Genomic DNA, 16,731 nt, shown 5'->3' on the forward strand with positions numbered 1-16,731 from the left:
TTCTTCAGGGGCGGGCCTCCACGTCGGCCCGCACGCCCCCTCGTCACGGCGGGTCTCGCCCGTGATCCGATTCGATCAACCGGCCCGCTGGCGGCCGTGCTGATCGTCGTCCTCCTACTCGTCGCGACGGGCTGTCGGTCCAGCAAGATCTCCATCGGCCAGGCCAGGGACGCGTTCGCGCTGGGCGATCTGGAATCGGCCGACAAGCTCTTGAGCGAACTGGCCGAGGGCCCCAAACGGACCCGGCACCCGAGCCGGCTTGACCTGGCGATGGTCGAATTGGCGCGTGGCGACGTCTCGGCCGCCGAGTCGCGGATGCGCGAACTCCGCGACCACTTCGACGCCTTGCCCGACACCGCGCCGGTCATTGACGCCGCCTCGTTGGCGGTCGATGATCGGGTCCGGCCGTTTCAATTGGCCGGCTACGAACAAGTCCTGTTGCGGTCGATGCTGGCGATCTGCTCCCTGGCCGGCGATGCCACCGATGCCGAAGCCTATTGTTTGCAAGCCCAAGCCCGCCAAGCCGAATTGAACCGGCAAGCAGAAGACGCCGACTCGCCACCCCCCAAGCAGCAGCTCGCGTTGGCTCCGTATCTGCAAGGCACATTGCGCGAGGCCACGCACCAGAACTATGACGACGCCGAGCGAGCCTTTCGGCTCGTCAGCAGCATTCAACCAGAATTCGCTCCGGCGGCCGGCGATATCGAACGGGCCAATCGCGGTGCCCACAGCGCCGCGGGCCACGGTGTGCTGTACGTGTTCGCGATGGTCGGCCACGGCCCACGGCTGGTCGAAACCGTCGCGCCGACGACCACCACGTCACTGCAAATCGCATCGACCTTGTTGCGATCGGTCCACAATCACGAACAGGGCGAGGACGACGAACCGGTGCTGCCCAACGTGGTCAGTGTCAAAGTTCCGCAGGTCGAAATCCCTCCCAGCGAACTCGCGGCGATCGGCGTTTCCTTCGGCGGGCAACTGCTCGGCGCGACGCAAACGATCACCGACATCGGGCAATTGGCGGCGGAAAAGGTCGAAGCCGAAATGCCGTGGACGATCGCCCGGGCCGTCGCGCGACGCGTGCTCAAAGAGGCAAGTGTCGTGGCCACCGCCCAATCACTCGGACTCACCGGCAACGCGGCCGCGGCGTTTGAGTTTGCGGCGATCAACGCCTGGAGCGCCACGGAACAAGCCGACACCCGTTGTTGGGGATTGTTGCCACGCGAAATCCAAGTCCTCCGCGCCGAACTGCCGGTCGGAACCCACGAGATCCAATTGTCGCCCTTGGCATTCACCGGCCAGTCGTTCGCCCCGCCGCAACGCCGCAGCGTCACGATCGAAGACGGACGCAATCACTACGTCGTCGTCATCGCGCCCGAGCAGATCGTATCCGTCGTCCCCTAAACGCTGCCCTGTCGGCTCGCGCCCAATGCCATCTAACTTAACGTCAAGCGGGGCGTTTTTTGTTAGCGGAAGGGCGCGAGCCCTCCGGTCTTGTACAGTGTTTTTGAAGGCGGTCGCAGCCAATCCCGATCCACGTTTCCAGTGCACCTGATCACCCGACTGCTCAGACGAGCACCTTGATGTCGCTGACGATCGACTCGACGCCCGGGACACTGCGAGCGACGACGATGCACATCATGGCATCGTCACGCGATTCAACCTGTCCACGCAGTGTCACGGTCCCATCGTCGATCGAACAGGAAAAATCATGGACTTCAACGACACGTTGCACCGACGCCTCGATGCGTCGGCAGAGGTTATCGGATGTGGAATCAGCGATCACAAGTGGCACTCAGAGAAGGGATAATGGAAGAAGACGCCCAGGCCCCAGACTGTCGTCTCCCAACTGAACCATACCCTTAGAAGCGTAAAACGGGTCCGGATTCCTGCAAAACGCACTCGTATTGAAGGAAATATCCAAAATTCGCCGCCCGGCATGGCATTCGTCTCGCCAGCCCATTGCCGGCCGCCGCTGCGATGCAAAAATTCTAGAATCCGCGTGACGGCAGGGATTCCGTCAGGCCAAAATCACCAGTGCCCCAAGCTCCCCGTGGCGTAAGCTTCCAGCTTGCGATCCCCGTGGCCCACACCCAATACCATCTACTTTGGCACCAAGCGGAGTGTTTTTTGTTAGCGGCAGGGCGCGAGCCCTCCGGTCTTTCAAGCTGAAACCGGACGGCTCGCGGGCTGTCGTTTTTGTGAGCCGCGCGCCGCGTAAGCGGCCGGGCACTGCGACGCTGCCCGAGGCCTTACGGCCAGCGGCTCACCATTGACTCAGTAGATCCCGACTCAATCGACAGCCCGCTCGCGCCGTTCCGCGAACGCCTTCAGTGTCAAAGTAGAAGGCCTTGAACCTACGCCCAATCGCCCCCCAATCGCATGTGATCCCCCAATGAGCAGTATCACGACCAGCGAAGCGAATCGATTGCTGGCGGCCGCACAAAACGGCCAAGACGATTGCCTGGGCCAGTTGTTGCAGATGTATTTGAACTATCTGAAACTGCTGGCGCGAACACAGCTTGATCGGAAACTCCAAGCCAGAACGAGCGCCTCCGACGTGGTCCAAGACACGTTGCTGGAAGCCCATCGGGATTTCGACAAATTTCGAGGCAGTTGTCCCGAGCAATTCCTGGCCTGGCTCAGAACGATCCTGACGAACAACCTGGGACACATCATTCAGCGACACGTGTTGGCGGAAAAGCGTGACGTTCGCCGCGAAGTCTCGCTCGACGACATCGGTGCGACGTTGGAACGATCCACCGCGCGGCTGGTGGCCATCATCGCCGACCGCGGGCAATCACCCAGTGCCGATGCGCAAAACCATGAAGCAAGTTTATTACTGGCCGATGCCTTGGCCGAACTGCCCGACGACTACCGCGACGTGATTCTGTTGCGGCACATCGAAGGACTCGCGTTTCCCGACGTCGCGGCGCGGATGGAACGCTCCGCAGGCGCCGTGCGGATGCTGTGGATGCGGGCCATCGCGCAGCTGCGGGTGCGGCTCGAATCGCGAGGCGTGCTATGAACCACGTCATCGCGAACGACCAACCGTCGCCGTCCTCCGGCGTGCCGCGTGAAGAGGTGGCGACGCTTGCGGCAAATCCACTGGACGCACTGACGCCACAGCAACAGGAACAGCTCTCCAAAATCCTGGAAACCTACCTGGACGATCTGGAACAGGGGCGTCCGTCCGATCCGGAAACCTTGATTCAACGTCACGCTGAGTTGGCCGAACCGCTGCGCTGGTATTTGCGCGGTCTGGACTTCGTGCACCAGGCGACCGCCGACCTGGGACCGAAAGAGCATCCCGATGACGCGGGAAGTGTCGGCCACAACGAGCTGGGCGATTTTGAGATCCTGCGTGAAGTCGGCCGCGGCGGCATGGGCGTGGTCTACGAAGCGCGGCAGAAATCGCTCGGTCGCCGGGTCGCGCTCAAGGTCTTGCCGTTTGCGGCCGTCCTGGATCGACGACAAATCATACGCTTCAAGAACGAAGCCCAGGCCGCCGCCCAGTTGCACCACCCCCACATCGTCCCCGTTCACTCGGTCGGATGCGATCGCGGCGTCCACTACTACAGCATGCAATTCATCGACGGCCAGGCCTTGGACCGGGCGATCGAGCAACTGAGAAACCTGCGCGACGGCACGGGCGAAAACGTCGCCAACCCCTCCGGCAGCACGATTCCGAACGGCGTTTTCTCCACCCAACACAGCGTTCGCTCCCAATCTCACATCAACTCGGTCGCCGAGCTGATTCGACAAGCGGCCACCGCGATCGAGCACGCACATGAGTTCGGCGTCGTGCACCGCGACATCAAACCTTCCAATCTACTGATCGACCAACAAGGAAAACTTTGGGTGACCGACTTTGGACTCGCACGCTGCCAAAACAGCATCACGATCACGATGACGGGAGATCTGCTGGGAACGATTCGCTACATGAGTCCTGAAGCCGCCGCCGGACGTGGCAGCTTGGTCGACCACATCAGTGATGTGTACTCGTTGGGCGTCACGCTCTACGAACTGCTCACCCTGGAACCACCCCATACCGCAACCGATCGCGTCACGCTGCTCGATCAGATCCAACGCCAACAACCCGAACGGCCCCGACGACTGAATCCCTCGATCCCGATCGACCTGGAAACCATCGTGCTCAAAGCGATCCAAAAACCTCGTGATGACCGTTATCAATCTGCCGCCGCGATGGCGGAAGATCTGGCCCGATTCCTGGCCGGCAAACCGCCGCTCGCCAAACGCCCCTCCGCAATCGATCATCTTTCACAATGGGCCACGCGGCACCGCAACCTGGTCGCCTCGATCGTCGGCGTCTTGATCCTGACCTCGCTCGCCGCCGGCACCGCCACCATGTTGCTGTCGAAAGAGAAAAGCCGAACCGAGGCGGCGTTGAAGACCGCCGAATCCAATTTCGAACAATCACAGCTGAATCTTCAAACCGCGATCGACGTCGTCGACCGGTTTGGAATGCGGCTGGCGACAAAGCTCGCCGGCGTGCCCGGTACCGAGACCGTTCGGCAAGCCATCATGCAGGAAACGTTGGCCGACTACCAGTCCTTTGCCGATCAGATGGACGGTGACGCCTCGATGCGTTTCGCATTGGCCCTGTGCAACACCCAGATGGCGTCGATGCATCGTCAATTGGGCCGGTTTCCCGAGTCCGTCGACTGTTACCAAACCGCGATCCAACTCTACCAAGACTTACTCGATGCCGACGAACAAGACCCCGATCCCAACCGCGCCCGGATCGTTCACGACCTTGCCGTCTGCCACAACAACTTGGGCGAACTCGCGTTCCAACAAGGCGATTTCCCCACAGCCGAAACCGAATACCAACACGTTCAAAACGTCATCGACAAGCTCGGCGAAGAGGAAAAGGATGAAACGCAGATCAAACATCTGCGAATCGCCGCCTTGGTGAACGTCGGCAATTTGGAACGTGCCGCCGGGAAAACCGCCCAGTCGCGACGGACCTACGAACAAGCCATCGAAATGCAGTCCGCACTGCTGAACGTCGATCCAGACAACCTGCAATACCAACGTGAACTGGCGGTCTCCTACGCGCAGCTATCGTTCCTGTTTGCAGGCAACGACCTGGACGCCGCGGATCGATACAACCGCCTGGCGATCGGTTTGCACAAGACGATCGTCAAAGATCGACCACACGACTTGGCGGCGCTCTCCGAACTGGCGACCTGTTACAACCATCGCGGCGCGATCTTCAACCGCCGTGGTCGAACCGCCGAAGCACTGCAGGCCTATCAAGACGCGATCGATGTCCAGCAAACGCTGGTCCTGCGAGCCCCCACATCGCCCCGATTCAAAGAACAACTGGCGGTCGCCCACAACAACATGGGGCAAGTTTTGCTAGCCCTCGATAACGCGTCGGCCAATGGCTCGTCAGCCGATAACTCGTCCGCCGACGCGGTCACCCATTTCGAAAAAGCCGAGTCGTTGCTCACCGAACTGGTGGACACATCGCCATTATCGCCGCACTACCGAGCCCAGCTCGGCGGCGTGCTCTCGAATCTGGCTCCACTTTTGGAAAAATCTGATTCCGAACGGGCGCGAAAACACTATCATGATGCCATCGAGCATCAAACGTGGGCCTCGGAAAAAGCACCACAAATCCAAGACTTCCGAGTCTGGCTGAGTGCCAGTTTTGTCAAGTATGGTCGGTTCTTAAGACGCCAAGGGCAGTATGACTTGGCCGCTGAAGTGGCGCTCCGACGAAGACCACTTTGGATCGATGATCCGAATCATTTGTATCGAGTCGCACTGGAGCTTGCCGAATCGGCGATCGGGGACGGCGATTCATCGCTGCCACTGAATCAGCGTTGGGTCAACACGACGCTTGAAACCTGGCAGATGGCCGTCGAATCGGGGCTCGCCGACGTCGAAACCAAACGACAGGATCCGACCTTGCAAAAGGTCATCAGGCTGGCTGATCCATTCACGTCTGTCGAACCATCAGAATGATCAAAGCATTTTCAAATTCCGATCAATGCTTCCGCCGACGCCGTCTGCGACACAATCATCGCGACGGCAGACGGCTGACGATGGAACAGTGTGAACAGCGAAACCTGCTCGCCGGCCCCGGGATCGAAGCGGTCGATTTTTTGGTCCGCTTGGACACCAGCCATCCGGCCGGCACGAATCACCAAACCGTGTTGGTCCGATTGGAACCGGCCCGCGATGGAGCCGACAGCACCCTGCGTTTGAGTGCCCGGCAGATCGCTGATGTGTTCACCGACGAAAACATCTCCTACGACACCCCGTCGGTCCCGCACGACGGGTTGCTCAGGTCGTCGATGGTGGACGCCATCTTGACCGATGACCTGTTCGGTGCCGCCATCGATGCGGAATACATCTCCGGAGCCCGTGATTCGATCACCATCGAGGTGGATCGCGGCGATGGCGACTATGATTATTTCCACTACCCCGATGCCACGGACAATCAATTGTCGCCGGCGGAAGTCATCCCTTCGCCCGTGATGCCAACCCTCGCGCACTTGCCGTCGATCGATCCGATGCCACCCGGCGGTGAACGTGACGGACGCGTTGGAATGGAACCAACTCCCGAAACGACGCTGACCCAACCGCCCAAAACCGCACTCCGTATTGAACGACACGACACCGGGCACGAGACGCTTGAACGACTGACCGACGACATGCCGGGCGAAGGCGAGGTGATTCGCTTGGCGACGACGTCCACCTGGGTTGCAACCGAACCGGATTGGACGGACGTTCAATTGCGGTCGGATTCACAATACATCGTCACAAGCATTCAACGCGTGTCCTCGCCGGCTGACGACGCCGATTCCGATTCGCAAGACGGTCGACAGCCCGGCCAGCCAGACCTGTTGGTCGTCGATTCCGCCACACGATCAGATGGAGATTCCGCAACAGACTCAATCGATGCCGGCACGCCGGAGCCGCCGCTCTTTGCCGCCGTCACGTCGCTCGAAGTTGCCTTGGTCTTCGAATTCGGGACGTTTTCCGACGTCTCGACGACTGCCCTGGGAACCTTGTCTCAGTCGAACGCACCCACGGTTCAAACCGCCGCGGAAACGACGCTGCCACAAACCGCATCGGCCGCCGTTGCGTTTCGGCCGTCGGCTCCAACGGAACTTTCCGCAGCCCGCTTCCCCGTTCGCAAGTTGGCTGCGGCCCCCGCGATCCTGATCCTGGCCGGCGCGGTTTGGACCAAAGTCCGCAGCCGGACGCCGAACAACACCGTCTCAACCGACCCGCATCGCAAACTGAAGTTGACGACGCTGAAACGACCGTAGTGCTTTGTCGCGCTACCCAACGGGTAACGCTGTGATGCATCGTTTAGCGGCAGGGCGCAAGCCCTCCGGTGTTTTTGCAAAGATGAAGAACCGGAGGGCTCGCGCCCTGCCGCTAACCAAGGCTTTGCAACGTTACACAACAGGATTGAACAGCGCTGCCCCGCTACTTCTTCCGCTCGATCAGATGCAGCGTTCGGCGCAGATGATCGTAGTGCGTCACAATACCGTCGCCGGCGAATTGCAGCAGCGACCAGTGATCTTTCACCGCAGCCTGATGCGACGTGCCGTCCGCGGTGAACAACCCGCCGCGCTCGCTGATCACGTGTTCGCCGACTCGAATCAACTTCGGCGAAGGCCCCGGGGTTTTCGCCGACGCGTGGGAGAATTGCGGCAACTCAATCGGCGTGGTCGTCCCTGTCGGCAACCATGCCAGGTAAGGGGCGCGATTGTTGTGCACCAACAAACCGCCGGGTGCAGCGGTCAACTGAGTCGAACGGTCGGACAGTCGGTGAAACGTGTTGGTTTGCGGATTGACTCGCCACAATCCAGTCCGATCGGCATTCGCGTTGTCTTGAACCGTCATCCAAATGCAACCCGCTGCCCGATCGGTCAAGAGTTGACGAACGAAGAAACCGCCACGCCCGTCGATCGGGTTCTTCGGCTCCACGGACAACGACGACGCCAACAACTGGAACTCAAACGTCTCAGGATCAAACATCCCAAACGCATCCTTGTAGCCGATGTACAACCGATCTTCCCACCACGCCATGCTCCAAATGTCTTCTTCGACCAAACCGTCTTCTTTGGTAAAGGTCCGGGTGAACGCTTCGGTCACCATCGTAAATCCGGGCGGGTCCGACGCGACAAAGATCGCATTCGGGCTGACACAAACTTGGACGCCGCGAAAGGCAACCGGGGCCCCTTTGAATTCCTTGCCGATCGGCGTTTGCTTGCCGGTGGCTAAATTCAGTCGTTCCAGTTGCATGCCCTTCCATGGCAACCCCCAACACAGAATCAGTTCGCCACCGCGGCTGACAGCATCTTTGCGGTTGTCGTAGTGAACATGTTTGATCGCATAAGCCTTGCCGGTCGGTTTGGGACGCAAGGTGCGGGCGACATACTGCTGCCAAGCTCCCGGGGCAGTCTCCAGTGTAAAATCTGCGCCATTGCGACGCGCACGCAACTGATCCCGACCGCGGTCGATCGCAGCGTACCGGCTCGCAATTCCCAGCAGATAGGCTCGCGACCTCGATCTCGGATTGTTCGTCGGATGCTCTAAATTCAACAGCGCGACGATCCGCGCCCCGATCGGTCGCATTTCCTGTTCCGGCAACCGCTGCAGATACATCCGAAACGAATTGGCGTGCAAAATCAATTGCGAAGGATCCTGCTGTGATTCACACGCTACCAGGACATCCAACAAGTACTCATGCCGCTGCTGCGGCGGCAACCGGTAAAACGCCGGTGTTCGCAAGCGGACGTCGACGTAAGTGTCATCTGCGGTAGGATCCAGCGGAAAGGTTTTGATTTCGGCCAGCAATTTCGTCGCCGCCTGCAACCCCGCGTCGCCGCGCTCGTGCAGTTGCATCCGCAGGTTTGCGAGTCGGCTGAGCGGCGCATCAAGCCTGGCCAATTGATCCAGCCAGAGTTGTGGATCCGAACGTTTCCAATTGGGTGTCGTGCTGCGGGACGTCCTGACGCGTTCCAGCTTGCTCAGTGTGCTGATCATTTTCCCGAACAGCAAACGATAGTACGGATCACTCATCTCACGTTTGATGCCTGCTTCGTCAGCCGATCGATAAACCGAAGGCATCAACTCGCTGATTTCCCGAACGCAATCGGCATCGGGCAACTCGTGGTTCAATTCCAAGTCATACTTTTGCAGCAGGCAGATGAACGTCGGCAACGGGTGATCCTTCGCCCGTCGAAGCTTGAGGTCGACGTAGTTGCGTCGCAGGATCAGGATCTCGTTGAGTAACGCTTGCTCTTGGGCATTGGTTGCCCGCAACGAAGGGCTGTAATGGCTGACGCCGACAAAGCCCTTGGGAGCCGGCATCCGCTTCCGAACTTCCTCCGGCGGCATCCGCGTCATCATACGAATCAAGCTGGATCCGTTCTTTTGCAAGTCGGCAAGTTTCAGTTCTTGATGACGCACCCCTAAACGCAGTGCGGAGAGCCACTGTTTTTCATTCGCATGCTCTTCAATGGCGTCCACGATGTGCCGCATCACGGCGTCAAACCGCTTGCGATTAGCAGCTAAGGCATAGGCAGCTTCGGCCATCTTGTACGCGTCCATCTCTCGATCTCGGGCGCTCGCGCTGCGGAACAGCTGCACCTGCCGATCGAAGCGGGCGGCTTCCTGTTCCGCAGAATCCGCATCGTAAGCAACGCCTTCCCCGCCAACGTGATTCAGCACCTCGGCGACAATCTTGCTGCGCAATTCGGCAATGTTTTTGGTCTCGCAGCGGACCTCAACGAGCTGCGGATTGCCGTTGCCCGGGGTCGCCAAGCGGCAGGACGCAATCCATCCGGTGTTGGCTTCATTGCGACGCAAGCCGAGTTCCAGCATTCGTGTCGCCCCGCGCCATTTCAACTCGATCCCGCTCACGTCGCGCTCGGCCGTCAGACGCTCCAAATCTTCGCGTTCAAGCACGACAAATTCCGGCAGCCGAAAAAACTCCGCGGACAGCAACGTGGTCAGCATGTCACACTCCGCATGCATCGGATTGCCCGGCTCGGCGCTCAGCACGGGCATCACGCTGATGAAACGCAATTGCTTTTCGCTGACCGATAAGGGCGCAGCTGCAGCGAGCAACGCCTGGCGAATGATGTCCACCTGATCGTCCAAGCTTGCATCGGCGACGACCCGATCGAGCAACCGGACCGAGGAACGCGTATCGATCAAACGGACGCGCAGCGGCTGTGATTTTTGCTGGCTGTCTGATCCCAGCAAGACCAGGCCCATCGCCTTGCTGAGATGACCGAATCGTGTCGCTTCGCCGCGGCTGACCAACCCGCTCGCTTGCAAGTTCAATTCGTCGAGGACACGGCGGATCTGGTCACGTTCGACCAATGTCACGTCGGGCGATTGAGAGAGTTCGGCCGTCAGCAAATCGGCCAGGCCGCCGGCATCGGGGTGCAGGGCGATGATCGCCCATTGTTGCTGACTCCGATCGTCGCGCTGCGCCATCAGCGTGCCGGTCGCCAACAGCCCAGCAGCGATCAGCAACATCGCGCCCGCCGGGCCCCGCATGGCTCGGAAGTATCGGCCCATGAATCAGTTCTTCTTCTTTTTGTTCGGATGCTTTGGCTTGACCAATTTGGGCAGCAAACGAGACGCGATGCTCGCGGCGGCGTGTTGCAGTGCGGACTTGCCGGCGATCTGTTCGGTCAAATCGACGCCGATCGCGACTTCACGATCAATGGCGATCACCTGGCCCGATTCTTGGTCGACCGCTTTGACTTCCAGGCGGGCTTTCACCGACACCAGGTCACCGTGGCGGGCCGCATATTCACTGATCGCTTCACCGATCAACAAAACGTCCGCATCGTTCTGCTTTCCCTCGCGGGCCTCCAACACCCGGAACCCGACTTCGGTGCTGTACAGCGTCAACTCCGTTTCAGCGGCGGGGTCGATCGTGGTTTGCCCGACATGTCGCTCCCGGACGTCGATGGACAGATCGGGCAGGCGTTGATTGCCGACAGCCTTTTTCAGATCCGCGATGCGGTCCATGCGGGGCGGCGGATCGGCAATCAGTTCATGGCCGCGATCGATCACCGTGCGGGCGACCTTTTTTGCCAAATTGCCGGCCAAGTCATCCAGGTCGCCATCCATCTTGCCTTTCACCGACGCGCCCAGCACGCGACTCGTTTCCGTACCGATCACTTTGGCGACCACGTAGAGTTTGTCGTTCGTTTCCAGAACCGAACCGGCGACCAGGATTCTTGCACCCGTCAATTGGCCGACCTTGGTCGCCGAATTTGGATCCACCATCCCCGAAACATTCAACGTTTGTTCGTCGAGGATCTTGGTCAAATCTTCTCGTTCGACCAAATACAGTTCCGGATGCTCAAGCAACTCGGCGGTCAACAACACGGTGACTTGCTCGCCAAGATCGCTGTTGCCGACGCCGCGCTGTTGAAACGGAAACACCGCCATCGGATAGACGGTCGGATCGGCCGCTGAAAGCCGCGTCAGCCCACCGCTGACCAGCATCAACAGCAAGCAAGGAATCAATAGTCGATTGGTCATGGTAGATCCTGGCGGTCGAGTGGTTGGGTGCGGTGGTGATGTTCGTTGTCCGCATACTGCAGCATAGCGGCCAACAAGTAGCGCGGTGTCGGAGACTCCTGCCAACGATCGGTCAAGTCGCCGCCGCACACGATCAGACGTCCTGCGGGATCGTCGAATTCGGCGTCAAACCACCACCAGCCGTCCGCGCCCGAGGTCACTTGCAGTTGCGGTCGGTTTCTGCGGGCGGCAAATCTAAATCCAATCGTGTCGCTCTCGCGGTCGCTCCAATGTCCTGGGTCCAACCGGTGATCAAGCCCTTTCACGATAGTTGACCCGGCGAGCGAGAGGTTCCCGGGGGCTTTGTTTTCTGCCGAAAAACCAAAATCGAATGATCCATCACGAGGGGCGAACCACAACACGATTCGCCCACCGGCGGCAAGCTCCCATACAGTTTGTGCCAGTGCGGGTTTCGATTTCAGAGAAACTCCCGGGGCAATGATCACGACGCCGCGCCGATGCAAATCCAACGCATCAAGCGAGCGAATCATCCGATAGGGTAGCTTCGCTTGCGAAAACAGTTCGCCGGTCTTGCCTACTGGGTCGTAAAGTTCAATCTCGAATCGTTGCAGCCAGTGTTGTCGCCCCGCAAACGGATCGCGTGAGAACAGCCACAGCTTTCGTTCGTCGCTGGTTGATGCTTGACCGGCAGTGACAAAACTCACCTGCAGCGTTGCCTCTTGAGCGACGCCCGGTCGGAGCGGCGGGATCCGCAATGGAAGATCAACAGTCGTTGTTTTTCTCGCTTGCAGATCAACGCTTTGCTCGCCGCGACCCAGCGTGCGATGCAACACCGTCAATTGCCAAGAAAGTCGCCCACGCGTCGCCTGCCGGCTGGTCAATTGAATTCGATAATCGAAATCATGGTTGGCGAACAACGCGGGTGACGATTGCCAAGCGATCTGCAGCGCATCGTCCGCCCGTGCTGCAGCCGCGCAGCAAGCCGCCAGAAGCACGACGCAAATCTGCCCGATTGACCGGGTGCGGTTCATGATCTCTCCAGTAAACAGGCGACTCGAAACACGCCGAACACACGAACGTAACGTCACGGATGAACGCATCAACGGTCCCCGTTTCCGGGCAGGGAAATTCGATGGTCCACTTGAACCAAAGCTGCAAGACCGGCTCCGTTGCGATGGCATGGTTCACCAAATTGTACGCCAAATCATCGATAGGCGTGAAACGAAAACGAGTCGGGCTGAGCGTTGATCTCCGCTTCAGTCATTTCGGTTGACTGCTGGCGTCAGCTTCTCTGCGAGCCCGACTGCGACGCGCCGACCGTCCCCGGCATCCCGGGGGACGTGGATTCTATTGCTGCAGCTTTTGCGTTTCTAGTGAAACGCTACACCGCAGAGCGGTGCCACGACACAGCCCGGGGTCGCGGAGCGCACCCCGGGTTGTTGCGAAATGGGAACTGGAACCCCAGCGGGGTTCAACAAACGACGCGCCGTGATCCGAGGGGCAAACTGCGCGAACCCGGCAAAACGTATTGTTCAACCCCGCTGGGGTTGGCCGCCGAATGGTGGCCGGAACTTGGGGTGCGCTATCGCGACCCCAAGCTTTGGTGTGGCACGCCGCTGGCGTGAAACCACGGCCGCGGTAGAACGAGAAGTGCGTCAGTAATACAATCGGCATCCCGAAGGGATTTCAGCGAGTAGCCGGAGGTCAGCGCAGCGCCACCTCCGGACCACGACTCCTATCCTCCCCCTCGACCCCCGACGGGGTCGCAGCAAATCCCAACACCCCACCGAGCGCAGCCTTCGGCTAAACGCCCCCCAGAGACCGATACCGTTGGCTATCCGCCGATTTGGGAAGAGGAGATGGCGAGCGCGTGGCGCCGATCGGATCGCCAAGCCCATGTTGCGATTGCGACGCAAGGCAAAATGATGATCAAGTTGATACCGATCACAAGCTCAGCATCGCCGACGCTCATCATCAGTAACGCAACCGTGATCACGACCTGAATGCCCGCAGCAGCGCATGCGAAATACGCAGCCTTGCGTGTCGATCGGATGGCAGACGTCGCAACCAGGACGAGGACGGGGGCGTTCACCAAAAACATCATGCCAGCTTTGCGGTCACCTGGTGTTGATCGAAGCAAGACAATGGTAAACGCAACGAAGGCCAGCGCGCAAATCGCTGCCACAGCCGCGATCGCTGGGGAGCCGATACCTGAATGATGTTCAAGTTTTGCTCCTGCGGTGGCCGGCGGTGCGTAGGGGTTCATGTTGGGCCCCGTCATTTTGCGGTCGGTTGGACTCAGGTTGATATTGCTCAAGGGTGATCACGTCTGCTGTTGAAGAGGAAAACGGGTCAGGAGACAATTCGTGAGACTGGGAAATTCGCCAAATCTCCTAAGCTTCCGAAACGGCTCCTGACCCTTTTTCCTCGTCCATCTTGAGTGGTGCCTACCGGTTCGTCGACTTCTGGACGGCTAGTCCTCAAAAGACGACGGAGTTGTAACAGCAACCGGGAATGCCTCCTTGTATCCCAGTGGTTGAATAAACGGTCCGTTGCGAATTTGACCGTAGTACACACCGAATCCGTCATGGTCCAGTCGAACATCCGAGTGCCAGGTTTTGCCGCTCGCCGAATCATTCCATGAGAAACTGACTCGGTATGCTTCAGCCTCAGCCGAGTAGCGAACGTCTTTTACCGTGGTCGTCACCGTCCCGAGTGTGGTGCTCTGCTCGAATTGCTTAGCGACTTCCTTGGGAGACAAGGGCTGCTGAGACGCAAGGCCTTGTTTCAACCGTGTGATCTGACGATTCATGATCACGGTATTCGCGGCGAGCGCGCCAATCGCGATCCAGAGCAACAACGTCCCGATTGAAAACTGATATCGTCGGGGCGCAGGTGTTTGTGATGTGTTGGCCTCGTCGCTCATGTCTTAGATCCAATCTGTTTTCGTGGTTTCTGACTAACGATAATGATGCGCCGATGGAGGCAAAAGATCGGACCACTTCATCCCGAAAGGATCACCGCAAGTGGCCGAAGAACAGCGCGGCGCCACCTCCGGACCACGCCCCACTCCACTCGACTCCACGCTCCCGGACGGGGTCTTGTGTCATCCCCTCAGCGCACACGACCGTAAACAAGAACCATTCGCTCCAAATAGATTTCATCCGTCACCACCGAGACCTGTCGTACCAGGCAGTCATTGATCAGCCTCAAATGGTCACCAACCTTGGTGTCGCCGTCGTCGTATCGCAAGATGGACGCGTCCATTGTATTCGGCGTTGCCCAGTCCGGTACGCCTGCCGGTTCAAGGATCATTAGCCCATCACGGTCGACGACTGTCCCTGTCATGGGGACGTAAGCGTTTACCTGAACGCCGCGAACGTCGAACATTAAGGCATCGAATTCGATTACCTCCTCAGTAAACGCGTTACCTTGTATTTTCATAACCAACCCGGCCATCGGAACGGCATCAGGAATCTGTGCATCGCCATTGCCGCGGAGCCAAGCCTGAATCTTGGCCATACATGCGGTATCCTCTTCGTCACCCCACGCAATCTCATCGACGAGATAGCGATACCGTTCGAGTTGCCATTCGCCATCGATTGACGTGATCGACATCGATCGATTCCTGGATGCACTAGAACGGAGTAAGGTAACGATCACGTGGTCGCCGCCAGCGACGCCCCCCTTCCAGAAAACTCAAGCCGGCTAGCGTGCATCCGCTGGCTCAGAACGAGAATTGTCGTTATCGGTTTGACGATTTAACACCAGCAAAGACAAACGCGATCCGCTCGGTGCCTCAAATTTCTTTGGTCGCTCAACGGTCGAATCGCTCGGCAAGCAGAGCCGTAGCTCCTCACCTTTCATCTCGTAGATGCAGTGGAGAATCGACCCCTTGGGTGCCTTGCCATGAGTCTCAACGGTGACCAGCCTCATTCCTTTCGGTTGATCCATCGGCTGAAGAGTGAATTGGTACGTATAGTCGGGAGTACCGAAGCCAGTCATTGTCATCAGATCGCCGGAAAATTTGATCCTCAGATCGCTGAGTCCCTTCTTTCGCAGGACTTCACCCAACTTCCGCCCGTTCGTTTCACCGCTCGACAAGGCCCATACACCTTGCAAACGCGACTTGTCGTCTGTTGGGTCGTCGGCGCGAGCCGCGGCGCTGACCAAGCACACGATGCAGACCATGGCGAATTCGACAGCGGTTTTCATTTTGAGTCTCTCTTCATTGCCGAACGATAACCGTTTACCACGGCAAGGCGCACGACATTAGGGTTTCGATTGACGCCAACTCTGTGCCTGCGAAGCCGGACGTGATGGTTCTCGCGTCCGGTTACGAGCAAATGGGGGAAAGGATGCTACAGGCGATGTTGAGCGGGGTAACGAATTGCAATCTATCGGCGCATTGGCAAGAACGGGGATCCATCGGACGCCAGAGCGTTGCCGGCCTTCAGTCGGGCCCGCCAGAACGCTGATTAGAACGGATCCGGCCAGACAGTGCCAGTTTCTCGCGCCCAGACGCACTCGAGCTGGGTGACGAGAGGTGGGACCGACTCCGACATGCCTCGTGCCCCAACGGGCATGCACCACCAACCCAACGCCACCATCGCAGCGTCCCCGGCATCCCGAAGGGATCACAGCGAGTAGCCGGAGGTCAGCGCAGCGCCACCTCCGGTCCAACCACCAATCCTCCCCTCGACCCCGGACGGGGTCGCAGCAAATCCCGACACCCCGCCGTGTTCAGCCTCTCGCTCAAGGGTCCCCCAAAGACCAACCGGAAAATCGGCAGCGATCACTGTCCGCAAGCCGTTTTTCCGCCCCACAGAACGCAGCAGGAAGTTAGGAAGATTTCGGGTAGGAAAATGGATTGTAAAAGACGACGCAAACGGGCAAACACCATGCTCTCTTTTCCTACCCAAAATTTTCCTACCTCCATCTCCAACCGGTGCATCACCCGCGGATCATCATCAGAACACCCGCCCCGATTCGCGTTGAGGAAGTTGACGAGGCTGCCAACGCAATCTCTCGCAAAGACGCGTTACACAGCGCTTGGTCACGCCGACCGATCTGCCCATCCGCAAACCATCCGCTTCGGGAGTCACTTGCACGCACTTCATCGGCGTCGCGGTGCATGCCGCGTTTTGATCTCAGTGGTGCACTTTGCAC

At 59.1% G+C, this 16,731-nt stretch carries 12 protein-coding genes; 4 read left to right on the forward strand and 8 right to left on the reverse strand.

The features are described from left to right. Window positions 1–96 precede the first annotated feature (96 nt). Window positions 97–1,404 (forward strand): hypothetical protein, encoded by a 1,308-nt coding sequence (locus tag Enr13x_RS25235; protein ID WP_231743774.1) that lies wholly within the window; start codon window positions 97–99, stop codon window positions 1,402–1,404. A gap of 163 nt (window positions 1,405–1,567) precedes the next feature. Here Enr13x_RS25235 and Enr13x_RS25240 read toward each other — a convergent pair whose 3' ends face one another. Then, window positions 1,568–1,786: a BON domain-containing protein gene (locus Enr13x_RS25240; RefSeq protein ID WP_197455342.1), complete on the reverse strand. Its 219-nt coding sequence runs from the start codon at window positions 1,784–1,786 to the stop codon at window positions 1,568–1,570. Window positions 1,787–2,395: 609 nt separating this feature from the next. On the opposite strand from Enr13x_RS25240, the gene Enr13x_RS25245 reads away from it, so the two are divergent. From Enr13x_RS25245 to Enr13x_RS25255, 3 genes are read left to right on the forward strand one after another with little or no spacing between them, the layout of a single operon-like run. Beyond that, a complete protein-coding gene (locus Enr13x_RS25245) occupies window positions 2,396–3,028 on the forward strand; it encodes a sigma-70 family RNA polymerase sigma factor (RefSeq protein ID WP_145389578.1) in 633 nt (210 codons plus the stop codon). Beyond that, entirely contained in the window at window positions 3,025–5,997 is a 2,973-nt protein-coding gene (locus tag Enr13x_RS25250; protein ID WP_145389579.1) for a serine/threonine-protein kinase, read from the forward strand. Before Enr13x_RS25245 ends, Enr13x_RS25250 begins: the two co-directional genes overlap by 4 nt. Further along, complete coding sequence (locus tag Enr13x_RS25255) at window positions 5,994–7,310, forward strand: hypothetical protein (protein WP_145389580.1); 1,317 nt, start codon at window positions 5,994–5,996, stop codon at window positions 7,308–7,310. Before Enr13x_RS25250 ends, Enr13x_RS25255 begins: the two co-directional genes overlap by 4 nt. Before the next feature lie 163 nt (window positions 7,311–7,473). On the opposite strand, the gene Enr13x_RS25260 is transcribed toward Enr13x_RS25255, so the two are convergent. The 7 genes from Enr13x_RS25260 to Enr13x_RS25290 all read right to left on the reverse strand — a co-directional run bounded on the left by Enr13x_RS25260 (window position 7,474) and on the right by Enr13x_RS25290 (window position 15,777). Next, a complete protein-coding gene (locus Enr13x_RS25260) occupies window positions 7,474–10,584 on the reverse strand; it encodes a hypothetical protein (protein WP_145389581.1) in 3,111 nt (1,036 codons plus the stop codon). Between the two features lie 3 nt (window positions 10,585–10,587). Continuing rightward, window positions 10,588–11,562, reverse strand: coding sequence for a CsgG/HfaB family protein (locus Enr13x_RS25265; protein ID WP_145389582.1), 975 nt, complete (start codon window positions 11,560–11,562; stop codon window positions 10,588–10,590). Continuing rightward, complete coding sequence (locus Enr13x_RS25270; RefSeq protein ID WP_145389583.1) at window positions 11,559–12,593, reverse strand: hypothetical protein; 1,035 nt, start codon at window positions 12,591–12,593, stop codon at window positions 11,559–11,561. Before Enr13x_RS25270 ends, Enr13x_RS25265 begins: the two co-directional genes overlap by 4 nt. An 803-nt stretch (window positions 12,594–13,396) precedes the next feature. Continuing rightward, window positions 13,397–13,828: a hypothetical protein gene (locus Enr13x_RS25275; RefSeq protein ID WP_145389584.1), complete on the reverse strand. Its 432-nt coding sequence runs from the start codon at window positions 13,826–13,828 to the stop codon at window positions 13,397–13,399. 207 nt (window positions 13,829–14,035) lie between these two features. Further along, window positions 14,036–14,488, reverse strand: coding sequence for a hypothetical protein (locus tag Enr13x_RS25280; RefSeq protein WP_145389585.1), 453 nt, complete (start codon window positions 14,486–14,488; stop codon window positions 14,036–14,038). 188 nt (window positions 14,489–14,676) lie between these two features. Then, the gene (locus tag Enr13x_RS25285) at window positions 14,677–15,180 is read right to left on the reverse strand and encodes a hypothetical protein (RefSeq protein ID WP_145389586.1); all 504 of its coding nucleotides are present in this window, start codon (window positions 15,178–15,180) and stop codon (window positions 14,677–14,679) included. Between the two features lie 90 nt (window positions 15,181–15,270). Continuing rightward, the gene (locus Enr13x_RS25290) at window positions 15,271–15,777 is read right to left on the reverse strand and encodes a TIGR03067 domain-containing protein (protein WP_145389587.1); all 507 of its coding nucleotides are present in this window, start codon (window positions 15,775–15,777) and stop codon (window positions 15,271–15,273) included. Window positions 15,778–16,731: the final 954 nt, after the last annotated feature.

This window comes from Stieleria neptunia, from assembly GCF_007754155.1.
In the GTDB taxonomy this organism is placed as follows: Bacteria; Planctomycetota; Planctomycetia; order Pirellulales; family Pirellulaceae; genus Stieleria; species Stieleria neptunia.

Coding starts and splice junctions, on each gene's coding strand:
- Enr13x_RS25260 (WP_145389581.1), bottom strand. CDS start 10,584: ATGGGCCGATACTTCCGAGCCATGCGGGGCCCGGCGGGCGCGATGTTG.
- Enr13x_RS25250 (WP_145389579.1), top strand. CDS start 3,025: ATGAACCACGTCATCGCGAACGACCAACCGTCGCCGTCCTCCGGCGTG.
- Enr13x_RS25245 (WP_145389578.1), top strand. CDS start 2,396: ATGAGCAGTATCACGACCAGCGAAGCGAATCGATTGCTGGCGGCCGCA.
- Enr13x_RS25255 (WP_145389580.1), top strand. CDS start 5,994: ATGATCAAAGCATTTTCAAATTCCGATCAATGCTTCCGCCGACGCCGT.
- Enr13x_RS25290 (WP_145389587.1), bottom strand. CDS start 15,777: ATGAAAACCGCTGTCGAATTCGCCATGGTCTGCATCGTGTGCTTGGTC.
- Enr13x_RS25270 (WP_145389583.1), bottom strand. CDS start 12,593: ATGAACCGCACCCGGTCAATCGGGCAGATTTGCGTCGTGCTTCTGGCG.
- Enr13x_RS25275 (WP_145389584.1), bottom strand. CDS start 13,828: ATGAACCCCTACGCACCGCCGGCCACCGCAGGAGCAAAACTTGAACAT.
- Enr13x_RS25285 (WP_145389586.1), bottom strand. CDS start 15,180: ATGTCGATCACGTCAATCGATGGCGAATGGCAACTCGAACGGTATCGC.
- Enr13x_RS25265 (WP_145389582.1), bottom strand. CDS start 11,562: ATGACCAATCGACTATTGATTCCTTGCTTGCTGTTGATGCTGGTCAGC.
- Enr13x_RS25280 (WP_145389585.1), bottom strand. CDS start 14,488: ATGAGCGACGAGGCCAACACATCACAAACACCTGCGCCCCGACGATAT.